A 19576-nucleotide genomic window follows, 5' to 3' on the forward strand; every position below is an offset into this window, starting at 1 on the left:
GCAGATCCGCCACCAGCGTCGCCATCCCGTCCTCACCGTGCACCAGCTCCACCCGCCGCTCAGCCCGCCGACGCCGGGCCCGCACCGCAGCACCCTCGGGATCGACCCGGTGCACCTGCCGCTGCACGGCGGCGCGCAGGTTCGGCGGGTTCTTGCCCACCAGCCTGGCAGCCATCCGGGCATCCACCTCCCTCGCTTGTTCGTCGGTCAGGCAGGCGGTGGGCTCGTGCACCTTCGACGCCTTGTATGCGTCGATCTCGCCCCGGGCCAGAGCAGCGAAGGTCTGCGGCAGGCGGGTCACCAGCGCGTCGGCGAGGTCGAGCTGCCGGGCGGCGGCCCGCTCGGTCACCGCCAGCACCAGCGCCACCTCCTGCGGCACATCCCGCGCCCGGCCCCGCAACCGGTGATACTCCGCCAGCGTCTCCAGCAACAAAGCCTGATAGCGCGCCACCCGTGCGGCGAACTCCTCAGCCCGGCGCAGCAAAGTCTGGCCCTGTTCGGCGACACCGGGAACCAACGTCTCGATCATGTGACCCCCCTCGGCTCACCCACGACACTACCCAGGTAGCGCGCTAGTTTCATCGCTCAACCGGGTGGAAGCGGGGGTCACACACAGTGCATGATCCTCCACTGAGGACAGTGAAAGCTCCTTTCGCGTCAAAGAAGCGCACTCTTCTCTCGGGAGGGTCCAGGGTTGCGGGCCGCGATCGCCGGGACCGGCGCGCGGTGTTCGCGCGGGCGGTTACCGGCCCGTGGCGCGGTGGGGTGGCGGCGAACGGGTGCCTGTGGTCACCGTGCGCCTCGTCCGGATCCCACCCGCGACGACAAGGCAGCACTGTGTCGTATGTCACATTCAATGATGTCGAAGTGCCCCGCCCGGCTCCGTCCCCGCGATGTCCGCCACGGAACGCCGCCCCACGGGGCAGCTGGGCCGCGCGGCCGGATCGGGAAAGGAGAGCGACATGGACGACGACACCGACCAGGCGGTGCCCTCGCCCGGAGACGGACGGTCCGGCGGAGGGATCACGTCGGCCTCGTCGTCGAGGACCTCGCGGCCGCCGTGGCTTCGTCGCCGAGCCCGGCTCGCGCGGGAAGGCGAGACCACGGACGGCGGAGCCGATCGCGTGAACGCCCCGCGGTGACCGCGATCAGAGACCAGAATGACCACACCAGCACCGAGGAGAAAACGATGGCCAAGTACCTGCTGCTCAAGCACTATCGCGGCGCTCCGTCCGCGGTCAACGACGTCCCCATGGACCAGTGGACGCCGGAGGAGATCTCGGCGCACGTGCAGTACATGCGCGACTTCGCGGCCAGGCTCGAGGAGACCGGCGAGTTCGTCGACAGCCAGGCGCTCGCGCCCGAGGGGACGTTCGTCCGATATGACGGTGAGGGGCGCCCTCCGGTCACCGACGGCCCGTTCGCCGAGACCAAGGACGTCATCGCCGGCTGGATGGTGATCGACGTCGACAGCTACGAACGCGCCGTCGAGCTGGCCGGCGAGCTGTCGGCAGCTCCCGGTGCGGGCGGCAAACCGATCCACGAGTGGCTCGAGCTGCGCCCCTTCCTGACCTCGCCGCCCACCATCACGGAATGACCGCCCAGCTGGACGAGGCCCTGCTCCGGAGCCTCACGCCGGGCGTGCTCGGGATCCTCGTCCGCCGCGGAGCCGACTTCGCGGCGGCCGAGGACGCCGTGCAGGACGCGCTGATCGAGGCGATCCGCGTCTGGCCTGCCGACCCGCCCCGGGACCCGAAGGGCTGGCTGGTCACCGTGGCCTGGCGCAAGTTCCTCGACGCGACCCGGGCGGAGGCCGCCCGCCGCAGGCGGGAGGACGTCCTCGACGAGGAACCGGAGCCGGGGCAGGCGGCTGCGGTGGACGACACGCTCCAGCTCTATTTCCTGTGCGCCCACCCGTCGCTGTCGTCGTCGTCCGCGGTCGCGCTCACGCTGCGCGCCGTCGGCGGGCTGACCACTCGCCAGATCGCCCAGGCCTACCTGGTGCCCGAGGCGACGATGGCGCAGCGCATCAGCCGCGCCAAGCGGACCGTCTCCGGCGTGCGGTTCGACCAGCCCGGCGACGTCGCCACCGTGCTGCGCGTGCTCTACCTGGTGTTCAACGAGGGCTACTCCGGAGACGTCGACCTCGCCGCCGAGGCGATCCGGCTCACCCGGCAGCTCGCGGCGGCGATCGACCACCCCGAGGTCGCGGGGCTGCTCGCCCTCATGCTCCTGCACCACGCCCGGCGCGCCACCCGGACCGCGCCCGACGGCGGGCTGGTGCCGCTCGCCGAGCAGGACCGCGGCCGGTGGGACACCGCGCTGATCGCCGAGGGTGTCGAGATCCTGCAGGCGGCGCTGGCCCGCGACCGGCTGGGCGAGTACCAGGCACAGGCCGCCATCGCGGCGCTCCACGCGGACGCGCCCACCGCCGGGGAGACCGACTGGGTGCAGATCGTCGCGTGGTACGACGAGCTGGTGCGCCTGACCGGCAGCCCCATCGTCCGGCTCAACCGCGCGGTGGCGGTCGGCGAGGCCGACGGACCGCGCGCCGGGCTGGCGGCGCTCGCGGAGCTGGACGACTCGCTGCCCCGCCACACCGCGGTGGCGGCCTACCTGCACGAGCGCGACGGCGACCTGGCGACGGCGGCCCGGCTCTACGCCGAGGCGGCCCACCAGGCGCCCCACCTGGCCGAACGCGACTACCTGACCCGCCAGGCCGCCCGGCTCAACACCCGTCGGCACTGACCGGAAGGGGCCGTCACACGCCCCAGTCCGGTCGCAGGGGCATCCCGGACGCGCCGGACGGGCTGGTCTTGACGCCGAGCACCTGGTGCAGTTCGATGCCCCGCCGCTCGAACGCGAGCCGGGACGCGGTCATGTAGAGCGCCCACACGCGGGCCCTCCGCTCGCCGGCCTCACGGGCGGCTTCGGCCCAGTGGGCGTCGAGGTTGGCGCACCACGCCGCGAGCGTACGGCCGTAGTGCTCCCGCAGGTTCTCCTCGTGCCGCACCTCGAAGCCGTTGTCGTGCATGGCGGACACGATCGTCCCCACGCCCTCCAGCTCGCCGTCGGGGAAGACGTACCGGTCGATGAACGGGCCGACCCGGTGCGGTTCGCGATCGTTCGGGCGGGTGATGGAGTGGTTCAGCAGCCGCCCGCCCTCCCGCAGCCGCGCGGCGAGGAACCGGAAGTACCCCGGCAGGTTACGTGCGCCGACGTGCTCGGTGAGGCCGATCGACGACACCGCGTCGAACCCGTCCTCGGTCACGTCGCGGTAGTCGAGGTGCCGGATCTCCGCCCGGTCGGCGAGGCCGCGCGCGACGATGTCCTTCTGCCCCCACTGCGCCTGCTGCCGCGACAGTGTGACGCCCAGCGCGTGCACGCCGTAGTGCTCCGTCGCGTGCGCCACCATGCCGCCCCAGCCGCAGCCGACGTCGAGCAGGCGCATGCCCGGCCGCAGCCCGAGCTTGCGGCAGACGAGGTCGAACTTGTGTGCCTGCGCCTCCTCCAGCGTCGCGTCCCCGGCCGGGTAGCACGCGCACGTGTACGCCATCGACGGACCGAGCACGAGCTCGTAGAAGCGGTTGGACACGTCGTAGTGCTGTGAGATCGCGCTGCTGTCGCGGCCGCGCGAGTGCCGCAGCCCGCGCAACCCGCGGCGCAGCAGCCCTGGAGCCTCCTCGGGAGGCGGCGCCACCCGGCGCAGGTATCGGGGACCGAGCGTGCGCAGCAGCGCGGTGTGGTCCCGGAAGCCGAGTGCGTCGACCCGCTCGGTGAGCGCGCGCAGGGCGAGGTAGAGCTCGCCGTGCACCCGCAGCTCCCCGGTGACGTACGCGCGGGCGAGCCCCAGCTCGCCGGGGGAGGAGAGGATGTAGCTCAGCGCCAGCGGTGAGCGCAGCTCCATCGTCACCGGTGCGTCACCGCTGCCCGCCACGCTGCCGTCGAACACCTCGATCCGCAGCGGCGCCTCCGGTCCCAGCAGCCGCTCCAGAGCGCCCGCGAGTCCCCGTGCCGTCATCACACCTCACCTCGCTTCGACACACTTGGCGTACAGGTCCAGTAGCCGGTCGCCGGGGTCGTACCGCCGCTTGAGCCCGCGGTAGGCGCTCCCGTTGTAGAGCCGCCAGAACTCCGCCTCGTCGTAGAAGCTCTCGGAGTACAGCGACTTGCGACCGCCGAGTTCGGTGACGGTGCGTTCGACGAGCCGGTTGAGTGTGCCCGGCGGATCGCCCTCCGGCACGGGAACGGTGCCCCAGAACCCGAAGTTGACGTAGAGCGTCTCCGGGTCCAGCTGGTACAGCGGCCAGCGGGTGCCCGCGTGGCGCTGCCGGACCGGGCAGATCCAGACCGGGCTGATGCCGACGTCCCGCTGCAGCACGTCGAGGAACTCGGCGGCCCGGTCGACGGGGATCTCGACGTCCTGCACGACGGGTTCGGCCGGCGGCCTGCCGAACCCGCGCTCGAGCCGGGACACGATCCGGTGCCGCCGCTCGAACGCGACCACCTTCCAGTACACGTCGGACCGCAGCAGGCGCCGTCCCAGCAGCAGGCGGACGGGCTTGTGCTGCACGCCGAGCGCGCGGGAGCACCAGAACCAGTCCGTGTCCCAGCGCCACAGGTAGTCGCGCACGGTGAGGTGGTCCTCGGCGCGGTCGCGGATCGAGCGGTAGTAGATGTTCAGCCAGGTGTAGTCGCTGGTCGCCGGGGCGTGGTCGGTGAACGTGCCGAGGGTGAGGTACAGCTCGTCGGGGCCGAACACGGTGCCGTCCACGAAGTCGGCCGCGCCGTCCCGGCAGGCGGCCGCCAGCGCCGCGAAGTACTCGTCGGGGTCCCGGTGGCGGACGTGCCGCAGCCGCACGTACGGCCGCACCGGCTCCAGCTCGATGCGCAGCCGCAGCGCGTAGCCGAGGGTGCCGTAGGAGTTGGGGAACCCGTGGAACAGCGCGGCGTGCTCGCCCTCGGGTCGTGCGACGACGATCTCCCCCGAGCCGGTCAGGATCTCCATCTCCCGCACCGACTCGTGCGGCATGCCGTTGCGGAACGACGACGACTCGATGCCGAGCCCCGTCACGGCGCCGCCGAGGGTGATCGTCTTCAGCTGGGGCACCACGAGCGGCATGAGTCCGTGCGGGAGCGTCGCGTCCACCAGCCGCTCGTAGGTGACCATGCCCTCGACTTCGGCGGTGCGGCTGGCGGGGTCCACGTCGAGCACGTGGGTGAACCCGGAGACGTCGAGGGCGCCGAGGCCGTCGCCCGCGGTGCGGGGCCGGAAGAGGTTGGAGGTGCGCTTGGCCAGCCGCACGGGCGCACCGGGCGGCAGGGTGCCCAGCTGCTGTCGCAACCGGGCGACCCGCGCGTCGTGCTCCGCGAGGGACGAGCGGTGGTTCACGGCATTCCGGCTGCTCCGCGCCATCTCCCTATGATCGCCGCGGACGGCCGAGCGGGCCAGTACCGATCACTCGGGCGGCGGGCCGCCGTTGCGGCGGGCGAGCTCGGCCCGCAGCCGCTCGACCTCCTCGCGTGCCTCGCTGAGCTGGTTCTCCAGGTCGAGGATGCGGTGCGCGGAGGCGAGCGTGTGCCCCTCGTCGAACAGCGCCCGCAGGCGTCCGGCCACCCCGAGCTGGTGCCGGGAGTACCGGCGGTGCCCGCCGCTGGAGCGCTCAGGCGACACCACACCCGCGTTGTCGAGACTGCGCAGGAACGGCTGTTCCACACCGAGCAGCTCGGCGGCCTGCCCGGTGGTGTACGCCGGGTAGTGCTCGTCGTCGAGGTTGCGCAGGTTCATGGCGACATGCTCTCCACCGACCGGAACGGCCATTGCGAAACCCAGCCTATCTCTACTGGTTGGTTGACACAATTTGTAGTGCGCGATATAAGAATTACGTCTTGATCACGAGAACATCGTGCCGAAGCCGAAGAGGTGAACCCCGCCGTGCACGACCACTCGCCCGACCAGCGTCCCCACCCCGTCGCCGATGCCGTGGCCGAAGCCGAACGCGCCCTCGCCCGCCTGCAGCGCGAGCTGGACTCGCAGGACGGCGACGTGGCCGCTCTCAGGGAGGGCATCGGCGGCACCGTCCGGCTGACGCGGGCCCTCGCCGCCACGGTGGACCGGCTCGCGCTCTACGCGCCCACCACGATGGCGGACGCCGAGGTGGTCCCCGACGTGGTCGCCGACCTGCGTTCGCTGCGCGGATGCCTGACCACCGGTGCCGCCCTCGTCGACCCGGCGCTCGAGGACGTGAACGTGCTCAGCGAGCGGCCGCAGGCCCGCCCCGAACAGCCGGCGCGCGCCGCGCATCTCGACCGCCGGACCCCGCTGGACCCCGCCGAGGACTTCGCGGCGCGGTGGGAGGAGTGGGCCGCGCTGCCCGCGCCGCGCGACCCCGGCCCGGTGTAGGTGGGCACTCAGGGGAACACGCGCTGCCCCGGCGTGAGGATGCCGCGCGGGTCGAAGCGGCGCTTGGCCGCCGCCAGCTCCGGCCACGCGGCACCGAAATGGGTCTCCCAGTCCTTCGCCGACATCGGCAGCATGTTGACCGGGTAGACGGTGCCTCCTCGGTCCCGTACGCGCTCGAAGATCTCGCGGTTGCGCGCGACCATCCTGGCGCAGCCCTCGACGTCGTACGGGTCACCGGTGCGCAGCAGCGCGAACAGCCAGGCGAGCTCGCCGAAGGGGGTGCGCAGCAGTGGCGTGCCGAGCCGGCCGGTGCGCACCGGGTACAGCATCACGAGCCCGGTGTCCCCGAGGTCGGCGCCGTCCGTCGCGGCGAGCGTCTCCGGCACCAGCTCGGTCACCGCGTCGTCGGGTACGAGGACGTTCAGCCACGGGTGCGGGTGGTACCAGCTGCCCTCGGCGCGCAGGATCGTCTCGCCCTCGGCCATGCGATCCAGAAACGCCAGGTACGTGGTGTCGTCCCGCTCCACCGACTCCGCATCGAACGCCAGGTCCCCGAGCAGCGCGGCCTCGTCCGGCTCGTCCGGAAGGGAGTAGAAGACGGCGGCCTCCAGCAGGTACCGCCACGACCCCGTCTCGTCGTCGAGCTGCGCCTGCCCCTCGAGGTAGCCGAACCGGCCGTCCCGCACGGCGGTGCGCTGGTCGGCGACGAACGCCGCCGCGGAGTCGTAGTACAGCCGCCACCGGCGCGCTCGCTGCCGGGCCGGGCGCAGCCGGATCGCGGCCCTGGTCACCACCCCGCACTGGCCGAGCCCGGCCCGCACCGCGTCGAACAGGTCGGGGTCCTCGTCGGCGGAGCAGTGCCGCAGCTCGCCGGTCCCGGTGACGACCTGCAGCCCGGCGACGGTGTCGGTCTGCGCGCCGTGGTGGTGGCTCGCCCCGCCGAGCCCGCCGACCGCCAGCGTGCCGCCGACGGTGAGGTCCAGGTAGTCGGTCAGCACCGGGGGTGTGAGCCCGCGGGGCAGCGACGCGGCGAGCACCTCCCGCCAGGTCGCACCGGCGTCGACGAGCAGCGCCTCGCCGGTGCCCGCGTGCACCCGGGACAGGCTCCGCATGTCCAGCACGATGCCGCCCTCCGCCTGGCCCTGCCCGAACGGCGAGTGCCCCGCCCCGCGCGCCGCGACGGGCACGCCGCGCTCGGCGGCGAACCGGACGACGGCGGCCACGTCCTCGGGGCGGCCGGGCCGCACCACGGCCGCCGGTCTGGCCTGCACGACACGGCCCCAGTCCTGCGCCGCGGCGGCGAGGCTCGCGTCGTCCGCATGCGCCCGGCCGGTCAGCGCGGGCAGGTCGGCGAGGGTGAACGGGTCCGGCACGGGGCGACTCTAGCGACCCGGCGAGCCGCCGTGCCGACCGCTCGGCGCGGCCGGCACGGCGGGCCGCGTCAGGTACCGCTGAGCTGCGGCTGCGGCCCCGGCCCTCCGGCCCGGTCGAGCTCGTGCCGGAGGGTGTCGAGCTCGGCACCTCCCGCCATGTGGTGGGTGAGGTCGTCGAGGGTGAGGTCCGCGCGGGCCGCGTCGAGCTCGATGCGGCCGTGCTGCAGCACGGTGAAGTGGTCACCGACGAGGAAGGCGTGGTGCGGGTTGTGGGTGATGAAGATGACCGCCAGCCCCGCGTCGCGCGCGGCGGCGATGTACTTGAGCACCACACCGGACTGCTTGACGCCGAGCGCTGCCGTGGGTTCGTCCAGGATCAGCACCCGGGCGCCGAAGTGGATGGCGCGGGCGATGGCCACGCACTGCCGTTGCCCACCGGAGAGGGTCCCGATGGGCTGCTCGACGTCGGGCAGGTCGATGCCCATCTTCTTCAGCTCGGTGTCGGTGGTGGCGCGCATGGTCCCGACGTCGAGCCTGCGCAGCGGCCACGTTCCCGTGGTGATCTCGGAGCCGAGGAAGAAGTTGCGCCACACCGGCATCAGCGGGACCACGGCCAGGTCCTGGTACACGGTGGCGATGCCGCGGTCGAGCGCGTCCCGGGGCGAGGTGAACCGCACCGGGACGCCGTCGACCCGGTAGCTGCCCTCGTCGTAGCCGTGCAGTCCGGACACGATCTTGATGAGGGTGGACTTGCCCGCGCCGTTGTCGCCGAGGATGCAGGTCACCTGGTTCTCGTGCACGGCGAGGGAGACCTGGTCCAGTGCGCGGATGTTGCCGTAGCTCTTGCCCACGCCGTCCAGCTCGACCACGGGGGTGTGGTTGTCGGTCATGGTCGTCACCTCCGTGCCGCCCGGTTGCGCACCCACAGGTTGAGCAGGGTCGCCACCAGCAGGGTGATCCCGACGAAGAACATGTACCAGTCGGGGTTCCAGTTCGCGAACACGATGCCCTGGCCGGTCATGCCGAAGATGAACGCGCCGATCGCGGCACCGATCGCCGAGCCGTAGCCGCCGGTGAGCAGGCAACCGCCCACCACCGCGGCCGCGATGAAGATGAGCTCCTGGCCGACGCCTTCACCGGACTGCACGGTGTTGAACGCGAACAGCTTGTGCATGCCCGCGAACCAGGCCGTGAACCCGACCGTCATGAACAGGCCGATCTTGGTCCGGTTGACCGGCACGCCGACCGCGCGGGCGGAGTCGGCCTTGCCGCCCACGGCGAAGATCCAGTTGCCCACCTTGGTACGCAGCAGGACCCACGTCGCGACGGCCACGAACAGCAGCCACCAGAACACGGTGATCTTCACCGAGACCGATCCGATCTGCACGGACGAGGCGAAGATCGCCTTGGCGGAGTCGAAACCGTCCATGTCGGAGATCGAGTTGGTCGCGACGTTGCCGGTGACCAGTTTGGTCATCGCGAGGTTGAGGCCCTGCAACATCAGGAACGTCGCCAGGGTCACCAGGAAGCTGGGCAACTTCGTGCGGGTGAGCACGAACCCGTTGAACAAGCCGATCCCCAGCGAGACCAGCAGGGCGAAGACCACCCCGACCCAGACGTTCAGACTGAGCTGGAAGGCGAACATGCTGGCCGCGAGGGCCGAGGTGGTCACGCCGACGCCGGCGGAGAGGTCGAACTCGCCGCCTATCATGAGCAGGCACACCCCGACCGTGACGATCCCGATCGTCGACGACGCGTACAGCACAGTGGACTGTGCTCCAGGGGTGCGGAACGGGTCGGCGATCGCGTAGAACATCACGAAGATCGCCACCGCTCCCATCAGCGACCCGACCTCGGGCCTGCCGAAGAACCGCTTGCTCCACGACTTGCGGCTCACCTGGGTGTGTTCCCGCCTGGGTGTCGGCGGCGCTGGCGCGGGATGTACCTGAGTCATCTGCTTCCGCCTCCCCGGCTACCGGGTGCCGTTCGCGGCGAACTCGGCGATCTGGTCGATGTTGTCCTTGGTGATGAACGCGGGACCGGTCAGTACGGGCTCTTCCCGGCCGCCCATGTAGTTGCCGTTGTGCTGGTAGAGCCAGATGGCGTCGACCGCGAGGTAGCCCTGCAGGTACGGCTGCTGGTCGACCGCGAACTGCACGTCGCCGTCCTTGATGGCCTGCACGAGATCCTTGTTGGTGTCGAAGGTCGCGATCTTGGCCGCACTGCCCGCGTCGGACGCCGACTGCACGGCCGCCAGCGCGAACGGCGCGCCCAGCGTGGCGATGTAGTCGATGCCGGCGTCCTGCTGCAGCTTCGCCTGGATGGTCGACTGCACCGAGGGCATGTCGGCGCCGTTGACGTAGAGGATCTCCGCCTTGCCCTGGAAGGCCTTCTTCACCCCCGCGCACCGGGCCTCCAGGGCCACGTGTCCCTGCTCCTGGATGACGCAGAGCACGTGCTTGGCGCCCTCCTCGTTGAGGCGGCGGCCGAAGGCCTCGCCCGCGACGGTCTCGTCCTGGCCGAAGTACCCGAGCAGGCCGGCTTCCTTCCACTCGTTGAGTCCCGAGTTGAACCCCACCACGGGAATCCCCGCGTCCTGTGCCTTCCGCACGACGTCGGTGAGCGCGTCCGGCTTGGCCAGGGTGACCGCGATGCCGTCCACGTTCTGGTCGATCGCGTTCTGGACGAGGTTCGCCTGCTTGCCCGCGTCCGGGTTGGCGGAGTAGACGAGTTCGATGTTGTCCTTTGCCGCGGCGGCCTGCGCGCCCTTGCGCAGGATGTCCCAGAACGTGTCGCCGGGCACGGCGTGGGTGATCATCGCGACCTTCAGCCGCGGCGTGTCGGCGGTACCCGCGCCGGCCCCGGCGGCGTCCTCCTCGGCCTGCTTGCCGCCGCTGCTGCTGCAGCCGGCCAGCGCGAGCAGCCCGGCCATGACCAGGGCCAGCGGGCCCAGTAGACGGTTCCTTGTCTTCATTCTCGTGGCACCTCTTCGTGCATCCGGTGGGGAGCTAGTGCGCTCTACTAGCGCGCTCTAGTAGTCGCGTACTATGCTTCGGGTCACACTCGGATGTCAATACTTGGGGCTGAACGGTTACCGGGGGAGGGGGCAGGATCGGCGGCATGAGCGAGGACGGATCTCGAGCGGGCGAACGGCGTCCGCGGCGCGCGCGACCGACCATGGCGGACGTCGCGGCGAAGGTCGGGGTGTCCCGCGCGCTGGTGTCGCTGGTGTTCCGCAACGAGCCGGGCGCGAGCAAGGAGACCAGGGACCGGGTGTTCCAGGCCGCGGAGGAGCTCGGGTACCGCCCGGACAGCGCGGCGCAGATGCTCGCGCGCAGCCGCAGCAAGGTGCTCGGCGTGATGCTGACCGTCCGCAACCCGTTCCACGCCGACCTGGTCGAGGGCATCTACCCGGTGGCGGAAGAGCTCGGCTACGACATCCTGCTCTCGGCCGCCGCCCCGACCAGGGACGAGCGCAAGGCGGTCGAGGCGCTGCTGAGCCACCGTTGTGAGGCGCTGATGCTGCTCGGCCCGAAGCTGGAGTCCCGCGACCTCGCGCAGCTCGCCGAGCGCATCCCCGTGGTCGTGCTGGGCAGGCGGTTTCCCGGGGTTGAGGTGGACTCCGTGCACACCGCGGAGGCGAAGGGCGTCCGGCAGGTCATCGACCACCTCGTCGAGCTCGGGCACGCCGACATCCTGCACATCGACGGCGGACGGGGCGCGGGCTCGGTCGAGCGCCGCAGGGCCTACCGCGCCGCCATGCGCAGGCACGGGCTCGCCGACCGGATCCGGGTGCTGCCCGGCGACCACACGGAGGAGTCCGGTGCGCAGGCGGCCGCGACGCTGCTCGCCGACCGGGAGAACCTGCCGACCGCCGTGTTCGCGAGCAACGACCGGTGCGCGCTCGGCTTCCTCGACTTCGTCTGGCGCGCCGGGCTCCAGGTCCCGGACGACCTGTCCGTGGTGGGCTTCGACGACAGCCACCTCGCCCACCTCTCGCACATCGACCTGACGACGGTGCGGCAGGACCCCGACCGGCAGGCGGAGCTCGCGGTGCGGGTCGTCGTGGAGCGGCTGTCCGGCGAGCGGTCCGAGGCGCGGGAGCTGGTGCTGGACCCCAAGTTCGTCGCGCGCGGCACCACCGGGCCGCCGCCCGGGCGCGGCTGACACCGGCGAATCCCACCCTGCCGCGCGACCCGGCCGGGGTTTTTCCGGTGTGTGCCCGGGTATGTCCGCGACATCACGGATTCACCGGAGTCGCTGGAGGAAGGAGCCAGCCATGCCACCGCACGTCGAGACCGACTCGGCCCCAGCCGACCCGCCGCCGGTGATCGAGCCGGGGCGGCACGGCGCGGGGGGTGACTCGGCGGGTAACCAGCGGGTGCCCGCTCCGCGTGAGGAGGAGGACCTGGAGCCGACGATCGTCCTCGGCCGCGAGTGAGCCCGGCCGGTGGCCGCTGTGTGGGCGGCCTGGGTGGTTGGCCTGTGTGGGCGGCCTGGGTGGACGGCCCGGTGGGTCACCGGTTCGTGTGGGGCTCCCGGGTTCTGGTTGTTGTCGGTGTTGGTTGCGGCGGGCCCGCGGCCGGTGATCGAGCCGGGGCGGCACGGCGCGGGGGGTGACTCGGCGGGTAACCAGCGGGTGCCCGCTCCGCGTGAGGAGGAGGACCTGGAGCCGACGATCGTCCTCGGCCGCGAGTGAGCCCGGCCGGTGGCCGCTGTGTGGGCGGCCTGGGTGGTTGGCTTGTGTGGACGGCCCGGTGGGTCACCAGTCCTTGCAGGCGACCCCCAGGTTCTGGTTGTTGTCGGTGCGGTAGATCGAGCCGCAGCTGCGGATGCCGATCCCGCCCGCGTAGGTCGCGTTGATGTCGAAGTCCTGGTAGCAGCTGCCGCCGGTGCCCGAACCGCCGCAGATCTTCGACGCCGCCTTGGTCGGCCCCGTCGTGGCGTAGTAGGTGAACCGGTACTCGGCGGGACCCTGTGGCTCGGTGATGGTGTGGATCGCCACCCAGTCGACGTGGTAGCCGCTGCCGAAAACGACCATCTGCACCATCCCGTCGTTCACCGCGAAGTCCATGGTGTGCAGTTCCTGGCTCATCGCGGGTGTGGTGAGCGCCGCCGCGAGGGCGACACCCGCGGCGGCGGCGACGAGCCGCCTGAGCTTCAGCATTGATCCCCCAGTTGCACAGCGTGGTTGGAATTTTTCGCACGGTAAGTCCGGCCGGGAAAAGTTGTCAATGGATCTGTCCGTGCGACCGCGGCACTGTGCGCCCTGCCGCGGTGTAGCGTGCTACATTGGTCGCATGATTCGCAGGGACCGGGAACTGCTCGCCCGCCTGTCGGCGCTGAACACCTACCTCGGTGAGGTCGTGGTGGAGCTGCTGCACCGGCAGGACGGCGGCGAGCTGCCCGCGGACGGTCTCCGGCGGCTCGGCGGGCATCTCCAGCAGCTCACCGCGGACGTGCTCGCCCGCGCCGACGAGCTCGACGCCGTGGTCATCGACGTGCCCGTCGCCGACCGGCCCGCGCGGCTCACCACTCGTGAGTGAGAAACGTCGTTCTAACAACGTTCCTCACTCACGAGTGGTGAGCGGGTCCGGCACCGGTACGGTCCTCGGTGGCTGTCGCACGCCGGATGCGAAGGAGACCCGATGCCCGCCGAACCGTCCCCCCGCGCCGCCGAACCGGACCGGGAAGCCGCCCGCGCGCACCTCGCGGCCGCCGAGACCGCGGCGGCACAGGGCCCCGCCGCCGCGCCGCGCACGGTGGAGCGGGTCGGCGTGGTCGGTGCGGGCACGATGGGCTCGGGTATCGCCACCGCGTTCCTGCAGGCCGGCTTTCCGGTCACGGTCGTGGAACAGGCACAGGAGGCCCTCGACCGCGGCGTCGCCCGCATCCGCGACATCCAGGACAAGGCCGTCGCCAAGGGCAAGGCCGAACGCGCGGAGGCCGATCGCAGGCTCGCCGCGCTGACCGCCACCACCGACCGCGCCGGGCTGGCAGGTTGCGACCTCGTGGTCGAAGCCGTGTTCGAGGACATGGCGGTCAAACGGGACCTGCTCGCCGAGCTCGGCGGCCTGGTCAAGGCGGGTGCGATCCTCGCCTCCAACACGTCCTACCTCGACCTCGACCAGCTCGCCGCGGCCACCGGGCGGCCGGGCGACGTCGTGGGCCTGCACTTCTTCAGCCCCGCGCACATCATGCGCCTGCTGGAGGTGGTGCGGGGCGAGCACACCGCCGACGACACGCTGGCCACCGCGCTCGACCTCGGCCGCGGGCTCGGGAAGCTGCCGGTGGTGGCGCGGGTGTGCGACGGGTTCATCGGCAACCGGATCTACAACGCCTACCGGACCCAGTGTGAGTTCATGCTGGAGGAGGGTGCGCTGCCCGAGCAGGTCGACGCGGCACTGGAGGAGTTCGGCTTCGCGATGGGCCCGTTCGCCGTCGGTGACCTGTCCGGTTTGGACATCGCGTGGGCGAACCGCAAGCGGCTCGCCGCGACCCGCGACCCGCGCGAGCGGGTGCCGGGAGTGCTCGACCGGCTGTGCGAGCGGGGGAGATTCGGCCGCAAGTCGGGTGCTGGCTACTACCGCTACCCCGACGGTTCCCGGCGCGGTGAGGTCGACGAGACCGTGCACGAGATCATCCGCGAGGTCTCGGCCGAGCGGGGCTTTTCGCGGCGGGAGTTCGCGGCCGAGGAGATCCGGCGGCGCGCGCTCGGTGCGATCGTGAACGAGGCGGGTCTCGTACTGGCGGACGGGATCGCGGAGCGGCCCTCGGACATCGACGTGGTGCTCGTCCACGGCTACGGCTTCCCCGCCGACCGGGGTGGCCCGCTGTACTGGGCGGCCCGGCACCGCGCCGACGTCGAGGCCGGTATCGCCGCCGCCGAGCGGGCCACCGGCTTCGGCTTCCGCCGCGCCGACCTCGCCCGGTTGCTGAGCTAGAAGTCCCCCAAGGTGGCCTTGGGGGACTTCACGTCAGCCCTTCTCGGATTCGTCCTGGTGCTCGTCGATCGGCGGGACCGCCGGGTCGTCGTCGGCGGGCGGCTCCGGATCGCGCCACTCCTCGGCCCGGCTGGGGCGGTTGCCCTTCAGCATGCCCTGCAGTTCCGACTTGAGCTCGTCGTCCTCGCGGGGGCTGTGCCGGTCGCTCTCGCGGTGCATGTGAGCCTCCTTTCCCGTGGCCAGCGGCCTACCCGAGCGCCGACGGGGCGAAACGCGGCCGGGTTTGCGCGCGCCGCGGTGGGTACCCGTGGGACAGGACCGTGACCGAGGCGGTGCCGGACGAGCCGGGACGAGCCAGGTCGAGGCAGCACTGGAACGGGAGGCAGGCCATGACCGCCCCACCGCCCGATCCGGACCCGCGCGAGACGCCGGGGCTGGAGGAGGGCGGCGGCGTCGCCCCCGGCGACACGCCGCCCGACTCCGCGCAGACGTCGGGGCTGTCGCACCGCGAGCCCCGGCAGTCGAAGGGCATGTCGCTGGCGTGGGTGCTCACCATCGCGATCGTGGTCGTCCTCGTCGCCGGTTTCTTCATCGCCTACCTGGTCACCGTGCTCGCCGAGTAGCGAGAAACCCCGAGGAGGTCGTCGAGTGTCCCAACGGATCGTGATCGCCGGTGGCGGCTATGTGGGCCTGTACACCGCGCTGAAACTGCAGCACCGGCTGCGGCGTGGCGAGGCCGAGGTCACCGTGGTCAACCCGGAGAACTTCATGGTCTACCGGCCACTGCTGCCGGAGGTCGCCTCCGGGACCCTCGAACCACGGCACGCGGTCGTCCCGCTGAGGGCGGTCCTGAAGGGCACCCGGTTCGTGGCGGGCAGGCTCACCGGGGTGGACGCCGAGCGGAACGTGGCCACGGTCGCCCCCTACGCGGGGCCGGAGCTGAACCTGGAGTACGACGAGCTGGTGCTCGGCCTCGGCGCGATGGCGAAACTCATGCCCGTGCCCGGGCTCGCCGAGTGCGGTATCGGCTTCAACTCGCTGGCCGAGGCCGTGTACCTGCGGGACCACGTGTTGCGCAGGCTGGAGATCGCCTCGGCCACCGCCGACCCCGAGCTGCGCCGCCGCGCGCTCACCTTCGTCTTCGTCGGCGGCGGCTACACGGGCGTCGAGGCGCTCGCGGAGCTGCAGGACATGGCCGTCGACGTGCTGGCCGGCTACCCGGAGATCGACCCGGCCGAGATGCGCTGGGTGCTGGTCGAGGCGCTCGACCGCATCCTCACCACGGTGAGCGAGGACCTCGCCGAGCGGGCCATGACCGAGCTCGGCGGCCGCGGCATCGACATCCGGCTCGGCACGCAGCTGGAGTCCGCGGAGGGCGGTGAGCTGCACCTGTCCGACGGCACCAAGTTCCAGGCCGACACGCTCGTCTGGGTCGCGGGCACCCGCCCGCAGGCGCTCATCGGCGAACTGGGCCTGCCCACCGACGAGCGCGGCAGGCTGGCCGTCGATCCGACCATGCGCGTGCACGGCACCCGCAACATCTGGGCCGCGGGCGACTGCGCGGCCGTCCCCGACGAGGGCGGCGGGGTCAGCCCGCCCACCGCGCAGCACGCCGTGCGCCAGGCCGAGCAGCTCGGCGAGAACCTGGTCGCCGACCTCCGGGGGCGGCAGGCACTGCCGTTCCGGTACCGCGGCCGGGGCGAGTTCGTCACGCTCGGCAAGAACAAGGCGGTCGGCGAGGTGTTCGGCCGCAAGCTGGACGGCTCGCTGGCCTGGGCCGCCCGCCGGGCCTACTACGCCACGCAGATCCCGACGTGGAACCGGACGATCCGGGTGCTGGGCGACTGGCTGGTCGGCATGCCGTACGGGCACGACGTGGTCGACCTCGGCTCCCGGGAGCAGCCACGTGGCGCCTTCGAGGAGGCCGCGGGCCACCGCTGACCCGAGGCGGCCGGCAGTGAAGGCCACCCTGAGTGCGGTCGACGCACTCAGGGTGGCCTTCACTGCACGGCGGGGGCGGACAGCTCGTGCCAGAGCTCCCCGGCGCGGGCGGCGAACCGGTGCGCGCGGCCGGGCTGGCCCAGCCGGTGGTGCAGCTGCCCGAGCAGCTCCGCCACCTCGGCTTCCGAGCGCCGGTCCCCGGTCCGCCGGTGCACGGTCAGCGAGTTCGACAGCAGCAGCCGCGCGTGGGCGAGGTCGCCGCTGCGCAGGCACAGCTCGCCGAGGTGCTGGTTGGCGTAGCCGATGCAGTGGTGGTCGCCGAGCTCGGTGAAGATGCCGATCGCGCGGTCGACGTGCTCGCGGGCGGCGGCGAGGTTGCCGCGCCGCTGGTGCAGCAGCCCGAGCCGGTTCAGGGCGTGGGCCTCCCGGTGCCGGTCACCGATGGCGGCGGCCAGCGCGCGGGCGTCGGTGAACCAGCGCTCCGCCTCCGCGGTCCGGCCCAGGCCGAGCCAGGCCGCGCCGATCGCGATCAGCGCCACCGCCTCGCCGTGCCGGGCCCCGGCCCGGCGGAACAGCTCCAGCGCCTCCTCGCACGTCTCCAGCGCGCGTCGCGGTTGGCCGAGGATCCGCAGCACCGTGCCGATGCCCGCGAGCGCGGTCGCGATGCCGCGCTCGTCGGCCACCTCGGTGAACAGGGTCCGGGACTCGGTGAAACCGGCCAGCGCGTCGGAGTAGCGGTCCTGGTAGAGCAGGTTCTGCGCGAGGTCACGCAGGACGATGGCCTGCGCCCTGCGGTCCCCGGTGCGGCGCGCCGCCGCCAGCGCGACGCCGTGGGTGTGCTGCCAGTCCTCCAGGTGCGCCCGCAGGTCGAAGTACGGGGTGAGCGCCGCGGCCAGGCGCCACGCCAGGTCATCGAACCCGTGCCGGACAGCGAGGTCGACGGCCGCCACCGCCGTGCGGTGCTCGGCCTCGAACCACGCCGCCGGATCGGCGAGCAGCCGGTCGGCCCCGGCGGGCAGCGGGGGCGGCTCCCCGGCGGGCACGCCGAAGAAGTCGATCGGCATCCGCTCACCCGCCCCGGTGGCCAGCGCGACGTACCGCTCCAGCACCCGGCGCACGCCGGCCCGCGGGTCCTCGGGCCCCGCCCGCTCGGCGGCGTAGCAGCGCAGCAGGTCGTGCAGGCGGTACCGGGGCAGGCCGGTGGTGTCGGTGCCGACGAGGCCCACGAGGTTCGCGTCGACCAGCGTGTCGAGCACGTCGTCGGCCTCGGGCCGGTCCAGCAGCGCCGCGACCACCCAGCCGGGGAACCGCACCGGCCCGAGCCGGCCGAGCCCGCGGAACGCGCGCGCCGCGGTGGGGGACAGCTGCGCGTAGCTCAGCGACACGCTCGCGCGGACCTCGGTCTCCCCGGCGCGCAGCTCGTCCAGCCTGCGGTGCTCGTCGGCCAGCCGCTCGGCCAGCGTTCCGAGTGTCCAACCAGGACGGTGGGCCAGCCGCGCTCCCGCGACGCGGATGGCGAGCGGCAGGTGGCCGCAGGAACGCAGGATGGCCGCCGCCGCGCCGGGTTCCGCGCCCGCCCTGCGCTCGCCGACGATCGCCGCCAGCAGCCGCGCCGCGTCGTCCTCGGGCAGCACGTCCAGTGCCACCGCGTGCGCGCCGGGCACGTCGGGGATCCGGGTGCGGGTCGTGACGAGAACGGCCGACGTGCCGGTGCCGGGCAGCAGGGGCCGCACCTGGGCCGCGTCCCGCGCGTCCTCCAGCACCACGCACAGCCGCCTGCGCGCGAGGCGGGACCGCAGCAGCGCGGCGCGTTCGGGCACCGTGTGCGGGAGGGCGGCGTCGGCGACCCCGAGCGCCCTGAGCAGCTCGCCGAGCACGTCCCTCGGCTCGCGCGGGCGGTCCGCCGTGCCTGCCAGGTCGACGTGCAGCTGGCCGTCGGGGAACAGCGCGCGCACCGCGTGGGCCACGTGTACGGCCACCGCGGACTTGCCGACCCCCGGCGCGCCGGAGAGCACCGCCACCGCGGGGACCCCCTGGGCGTGCCGCTCGCGCAGCAGCGTCACCAGCTCGGCGACGATCCGGCCCCGGCCGGTGAAGTCGGGCAGGTCGAGCGGCAGCTGGCACACCGGCAACGCCCGCTCACCGGGTTCGGGCGCGCCGTCGTCGCCGGTGAGCGCCGAGTGCAGCCTGCGCAGCCGGGGCCCCGGGGCGGCGTCGAGCTCGGCGCGCAGCACCTGCTCCGCCTCGGCGAAGGCACGCAGCGCCTCGGCCCGGCGGCCACCGGCGTCCAGGGCGAGCATGAGCCGTTCCCACAGTTCCTCGCACAGCGGGTGGTCGGCGAGCAACCCGCGCAGCTCGATCACCGCCTCGTCGCAGTGGCCGAGGGCGATCCTGGTCTCCAGCCTCCGTTGCCGGGCGGACAGGCGCAGCTCGCCGAGCCGGGCGACGGTGGCGCTCCAGCGATGGCTGTGCGGCAGGTCCTGCAGCACCTCGCCCCGCCACAGCTCCTCGGCGGCGTCCAGCAGCGCGAGCCCCCGCTCGGCGTTCTCCTCGGCGAGGGTGCGCTGGGCCCGCACGGTCAGCTCCTCGAACCGGCTCGCGTCCAGCTCGCCCGGCTCGGTGTGCACGAGATAGCCCGCCGTCCGGCTGCCGAGCCGGTCGCCGAGGCCGGGGGCGGCCGCGTCGAGCCGCCGCCGCAGGTTGTGCACGTACGTGCGGAGGTTGGCGTGCGCCGAGCGGGGCGGGGTCTCCGGCCACAGCACGTCGACGAGGGTCTCGGCGGACACGGCGGTGTCCGGGCGCAGGAGCAGGGTGGCCAGCAGCAGCCGGGGTTTCGTGCCGCCGAGAGGTACGGCGCGACCGGCGACCTCGACGTCGAGGGGCCCCAGGATCCGGAACGAAATCGCGTTCACGTT

The 19576-nt window shown here is 72.6% G+C and carries 22 protein-coding genes; 11 read left to right on the forward strand and 11 right to left on the reverse strand.

Annotated elements, in window-relative coordinates; genetic code table 11:
• Positions 1-529: DUF222 domain-containing protein (locus B0I33_RS09780; protein ID WP_146147478.1), on the reverse strand; the 529-nt coding region annotated here is incomplete at its 3' end.
• Positions 530-962: 433 nt separating this feature from the next.
• Here B0I33_RS09780 and B0I33_RS09785 point away from each other — a divergent pair.
• Genes B0I33_RS09785 through B0I33_RS09795 form a run of 3 tightly spaced genes read left to right on the forward strand, consistent with a single transcriptional unit; the run spans position 963 to position 2748 of the window.
• On the forward strand, positions 963-1142 hold the full coding sequence (locus B0I33_RS09785; RefSeq protein ID WP_106178304.1) for a hypothetical protein: 180 nt from the start codon (positions 963-965) through the stop codon (positions 1140-1142).
• A gap of 47 nt (positions 1143-1189) precedes the next feature.
• Complete coding sequence (locus B0I33_RS09790) at positions 1190-1597, forward strand: YciI family protein (protein ID WP_106178838.1); 408 nt, start codon at positions 1190-1192, stop codon at positions 1595-1597.
• Positions 1594-2748 (forward strand): RNA polymerase sigma factor, encoded by a 1155-nt coding sequence (locus B0I33_RS09795; protein ID WP_181193239.1) that lies wholly within the window; start codon positions 1594-1596, stop codon positions 2746-2748. Before B0I33_RS09790 ends, B0I33_RS09795 begins: the two co-directional genes overlap by 4 nt.
• Positions 2749-2761: 13 nt before the next feature.
• Here B0I33_RS09795 and B0I33_RS09800 read toward each other — a convergent pair whose 3' ends face one another.
• The 3 genes from B0I33_RS09800 to B0I33_RS09810 are packed head-to-tail and all read right to left on the reverse strand — an operon-like array spanning position 2762 to position 5788.
• Positions 2762-4021, reverse strand: coding sequence for an SAM-dependent methyltransferase (locus B0I33_RS09800; protein WP_106178305.1), 1260 nt, complete (start codon positions 4019-4021; stop codon positions 2762-2764).
• A 6-nt stretch (positions 4022-4027) separates the two neighbouring features.
• Positions 4028-5416 (reverse strand): FAD-binding oxidoreductase, encoded by a 1389-nt coding sequence (locus B0I33_RS09805; RefSeq protein WP_106178306.1) that lies wholly within the window; start codon positions 5414-5416, stop codon positions 4028-4030.
• A 42-nt stretch (positions 5417-5458) separates the two neighbouring features.
• A complete protein-coding gene (locus B0I33_RS09810; RefSeq protein ID WP_106178307.1) occupies positions 5459-5788 on the reverse strand; it encodes a MerR family transcriptional regulator in 330 nt (109 codons plus the stop codon).
• Positions 5789-5935: 147 nt separating this feature from the next.
• Here B0I33_RS09810 and B0I33_RS09815 point away from each other — a divergent pair, with 147 nt between their 5' ends.
• The gene (locus B0I33_RS09815; protein WP_146147479.1) at positions 5936-6403 is read left to right on the forward strand and encodes a hypothetical protein; all 468 of its coding nucleotides are present in this window, start codon (positions 5936-5938) and stop codon (positions 6401-6403) included.
• 8 nt (positions 6404-6411) lie between these two features.
• Here the strand turns inward: B0I33_RS09815 and B0I33_RS09820 are convergent, their stop codons facing one another.
• The 4 genes from B0I33_RS09820 to B0I33_RS09835 all read right to left on the reverse strand — a co-directional run bounded on the left by B0I33_RS09820 (position 6412) and on the right by B0I33_RS09835 (position 10750).
• On the reverse strand, positions 6412-7776 hold the full coding sequence (locus B0I33_RS09820) for an FAD-binding protein (RefSeq protein WP_106178309.1): 1365 nt from the start codon (positions 7774-7776) through the stop codon (positions 6412-6414).
• Positions 7777-7844: 68 nt separating this feature from the next.
• The gene (locus B0I33_RS09825; protein WP_106178841.1) at positions 7845-8666 is read right to left on the reverse strand and encodes an ATP-binding cassette domain-containing protein; all 822 of its coding nucleotides are present in this window, start codon (positions 8664-8666) and stop codon (positions 7845-7847) included.
• Between the two features lie 5 nt (positions 8667-8671).
• A complete protein-coding gene (locus tag B0I33_RS09830; protein WP_106178310.1) occupies positions 8672-9730 on the reverse strand; it encodes an ABC transporter permease in 1059 nt (352 codons plus the stop codon).
• Between the two features lie 18 nt (positions 9731-9748).
• Positions 9749-10750: a sugar ABC transporter substrate-binding protein gene (locus B0I33_RS09835; RefSeq protein WP_106178311.1), complete on the reverse strand. Its 1002-nt coding sequence runs from the start codon at positions 10748-10750 to the stop codon at positions 9749-9751.
• A gap of 146 nt (positions 10751-10896) precedes the next feature.
• Between B0I33_RS09835 and B0I33_RS09840 the strand changes: the two genes are divergently transcribed.
• From B0I33_RS09840 to B0I33_RS29905, 3 genes are all read left to right on the forward strand, one after another.
• The gene (locus tag B0I33_RS09840; RefSeq protein ID WP_245900567.1) at positions 10897-11943 is read left to right on the forward strand and encodes a LacI family DNA-binding transcriptional regulator; all 1047 of its coding nucleotides are present in this window, start codon (positions 10897-10899) and stop codon (positions 11941-11943) included.
• Between the two features lie 112 nt (positions 11944-12055).
• Entirely contained in the window at positions 12056-12217 is a 162-nt protein-coding gene (locus B0I33_RS29900; RefSeq protein WP_181193240.1) for a hypothetical protein, read from the forward strand.
• A gap of 111 nt (positions 12218-12328) precedes the next feature.
• Positions 12329-12475, forward strand: coding sequence for a hypothetical protein (locus tag B0I33_RS29905; RefSeq protein WP_181193241.1), 147 nt, complete (start codon positions 12329-12331; stop codon positions 12473-12475).
• 63 nt (positions 12476-12538) lie between these two features.
• On the opposite strand, the gene B0I33_RS09845 is transcribed toward B0I33_RS29905, so the two are convergent.
• Complete coding sequence (locus B0I33_RS09845) at positions 12539-12943, reverse strand: hypothetical protein (RefSeq protein WP_106178313.1); 405 nt, start codon at positions 12941-12943, stop codon at positions 12539-12541.
• Between the two features lie 133 nt (positions 12944-13076).
• On the opposite strand from B0I33_RS09845, the gene B0I33_RS09850 reads away from it, so the two are divergent.
• Positions 13077-13322, forward strand: a complete 246-nt coding sequence (locus B0I33_RS09850) for a hypothetical protein (protein WP_106178314.1) — start codon at positions 13077-13079, stop codon at positions 13320-13322.
• Between the two features lie 102 nt (positions 13323-13424).
• Positions 13425-14720 carry a 3-hydroxyacyl-CoA dehydrogenase gene (locus B0I33_RS09855; protein ID WP_106178315.1) on the forward strand — a complete coding sequence of 432 codons (1296 nt, stop codon included), beginning with the start codon at positions 13425-13427 and terminating at the stop codon, positions 14718-14720.
• A 33-nt stretch (positions 14721-14753) separates the two neighbouring features.
• Here B0I33_RS09855 and B0I33_RS09860 read toward each other — a convergent pair whose 3' ends face one another.
• Positions 14754-14939: a hypothetical protein gene (locus B0I33_RS09860; RefSeq protein ID WP_106178316.1), complete on the reverse strand. Its 186-nt coding sequence runs from the start codon at positions 14937-14939 to the stop codon at positions 14754-14756.
• A gap of 170 nt (positions 14940-15109) precedes the next feature.
• On the opposite strand from B0I33_RS09860, the gene B0I33_RS09865 reads away from it, so the two are divergent.
• Both B0I33_RS09865 and B0I33_RS09870 read left to right on the forward strand, forming a co-directional pair.
• On the forward strand, positions 15110-15343 hold the full coding sequence (locus B0I33_RS09865) for a DUF6480 family protein (RefSeq protein ID WP_106178317.1): 234 nt from the start codon (positions 15110-15112) through the stop codon (positions 15341-15343).
• A gap of 25 nt (positions 15344-15368) precedes the next feature.
• Complete coding sequence (locus B0I33_RS09870; RefSeq protein WP_106178318.1) at positions 15369-16661, forward strand: NAD(P)/FAD-dependent oxidoreductase; 1293 nt, start codon at positions 15369-15371, stop codon at positions 16659-16661.
• Positions 16662-16720: 59 nt separating this feature from the next.
• Here the strand turns inward: B0I33_RS09870 and B0I33_RS09875 are convergent, their stop codons facing one another.
• Positions 16721-19573 carry an AfsR/SARP family transcriptional regulator gene (locus B0I33_RS09875; protein WP_106178843.1) on the reverse strand — a complete coding sequence of 951 codons (2853 nt, stop codon included), beginning with the start codon at positions 19571-19573 and terminating at the stop codon, positions 16721-16723.
• Between the last annotated feature and the right edge of the window lie 3 nt (positions 19574-19576).

It is taken from the genome of Prauserella shujinwangii, from assembly GCF_003001955.1.
Lineage (GTDB): Bacteria > Actinomycetota > Actinomycetes > Mycobacteriales > Pseudonocardiaceae > Qaidamihabitans > Qaidamihabitans shujinwangii.

Excerpts from the sequence above, each read along its gene's own strand:
- B0I33_RS09785 (WP_106178304.1), top strand. The coding sequence starts at position 963 with ATGGACGACGACACCGACCAGGCGGTGCCCTCGCCCGGAGACGGACGG.
- B0I33_RS09790 (WP_106178838.1), top strand. The coding sequence starts at position 1,190 with ATGGCCAAGTACCTGCTGCTCAAGCACTATCGCGGCGCTCCGTCCGCG.
- B0I33_RS09795 (WP_181193239.1), top strand. The coding sequence starts at position 1,594 with ATGACCGCCCAGCTGGACGAGGCCCTGCTCCGGAGCCTCACGCCGGGC.
- B0I33_RS09800 (WP_106178305.1), bottom strand. The coding sequence starts at position 4,021 with ATGACGGCACGGGGACTCGCGGGCGCTCTGGAGCGGCTGCTGGGACCG.
- B0I33_RS09805 (WP_106178306.1), bottom strand. The coding sequence starts at position 5,416 with ATGGCGCGGAGCAGCCGGAATGCCGTGAACCACCGCTCGTCCCTCGCG.
- B0I33_RS09810 (WP_106178307.1), bottom strand. The coding sequence starts at position 5,788 with ATGAACCTGCGCAACCTCGACGACGAGCACTACCCGGCGTACACCACC.
- B0I33_RS09825 (WP_106178841.1), bottom strand. The coding sequence starts at position 8,666 with ATGACCGACAACCACACCCCCGTGGTCGAGCTGGACGGCGTGGGCAAG.
- B0I33_RS09830 (WP_106178310.1), bottom strand. The coding sequence starts at position 9,730 with ATGACTCAGGTACATCCCGCGCCAGCGCCGCCGACACCCAGGCGGGAA.
- B0I33_RS09835 (WP_106178311.1), bottom strand. The coding sequence starts at position 10,750 with ATGAAGACAAGGAACCGTCTACTGGGCCCGCTGGCCCTGGTCATGGCC.
- B0I33_RS09840 (WP_245900567.1), top strand. The coding sequence starts at position 10,897 with ATGAGCGAGGACGGATCTCGAGCGGGCGAACGGCGTCCGCGGCGCGCG.
- B0I33_RS29900 (WP_181193240.1), top strand. The coding sequence starts at position 12,056 with ATGCCACCGCACGTCGAGACCGACTCGGCCCCAGCCGACCCGCCGCCG.
- B0I33_RS09845 (WP_106178313.1), bottom strand. The coding sequence starts at position 12,943 with ATGCTGAAGCTCAGGCGGCTCGTCGCCGCCGCCGCGGGTGTCGCCCTC.
- B0I33_RS09850 (WP_106178314.1), top strand. The coding sequence starts at position 13,077 with ATGATTCGCAGGGACCGGGAACTGCTCGCCCGCCTGTCGGCGCTGAAC.
- B0I33_RS09855 (WP_106178315.1), top strand. The coding sequence starts at position 13,425 with ATGCCCGCCGAACCGTCCCCCCGCGCCGCCGAACCGGACCGGGAAGCC.
- B0I33_RS09860 (WP_106178316.1), bottom strand. The coding sequence starts at position 14,939 with ATGCACCGCGAGAGCGACCGGCACAGCCCCCGCGAGGACGACGAGCTC.
- B0I33_RS09865 (WP_106178317.1), top strand. The coding sequence starts at position 15,110 with ATGACCGCCCCACCGCCCGATCCGGACCCGCGCGAGACGCCGGGGCTG.